The organism is Kitasatospora sp. NPDC024654 (assembly GCF_055559155.1).
The window spans coordinates 1-1070 of sequence record NZ_JBVHLF010000285.1 but is presented as its reverse complement, the minus strand read 5'-3'; the positions used below and the strand labels follow the sequence as shown (position 1 = coordinate 1070).

Here is a 1070-nt window from a genome sequence, read left to right as displayed (position 1 = left end):
AAGAAACTGACGACCCAGGCCGGCGATCTGGACCTGGCGATCCCCAAGCTGCGGTCGGGCAGCTTCTTCCCCGCGCTGCTGGAGCGGCGCCGCCGGATCGACCAGGCGCTGTACGCGGTCATCATGGAGGCCTACGTCCACGGCGTGTCCACCCGATCGGTCGATGACCTGGTCAAGGCCCTCGGCGCGGACACCGGCATCTCCAAAAGCGAGGTCTCGCGGATCTGCCGGGACCTGGACGGGCAGTTGACCGCGTTCCGCGGCCGGCCCCTGGATCACGTCCGCTTCCCCTATGTCTACCTGGACGCGACCTACTGCAAGGCCAGAGTCGAGCACCAGATCGTGTCCCGAGCCGTGGTGATCGCCACCGGGATCACCGAGGACGGCGGCCGTGAGGTGCTGGGGGTGATGGTCGGTGACAGCGAGACCGAGGTGTTCTGGACCGAGTTCCTGCGTTCCTTGCGCGAACGCGGTCTGACCGGGGTCAAGCTCGTCATCGGTGACCATCACTCCGGACTGGTCAAGGCCATCCGCAAGGTCATGCTCGGGGCCGCCTACCAAAGATGCAGGGTTCACTTCCTGCGCAATGTGTTCAACGCGATCGGTAGGGAGGCAGCGGAGATGGTCGCCGCGACTATCCGCACGATCTTCGCCCAGCCCACCGCCGAGGCGGTCCGCACCCAGCTCGACACCGTCGCCGACATGCTCGGCACGCAATTCCCCAAGGTCAGAGCGATGCTGCTGGAGGCGAAGGACGACCTGACCGCCTTCGCGGTCTTCCCGGAGCGACATTGGAAGAAAATTCAGTCCACGAACCCTCTTGAGCGGCTCAACCGCGAGGTCAAACGCCGGACCGACGTCGTCCAGGTCTTCCCGAACGACGACGCGCTACTGCGGCTGGTCACCGCCGTGCTCTTCGAGCTCCACGACGAGTGGATCGCCTTCCCCCGCCGCTACCTGCCCGAGGGCAGCATGGACCAGCTCTACCCAGCCAAGCTCCCCGAAAGCGCCCCCGCACTACCCAACACGCCCACCGAGTGATCGGCTACACCACCAAGTGGGACACGACC

General features: G+C 65.8%; 1 protein-coding gene. It reads left to right on the top strand.

Translation table 11 applies throughout. The features are described from left to right. On the top strand, positions 1 to 1041 hold a 1041-nt coding region (locus ACZ38L_RS39655; protein ID WP_465703057.1), incomplete at its 5' end, for an IS256 family transposase. Positions 1042 to 1070 lie beyond the last annotated feature (29 nt).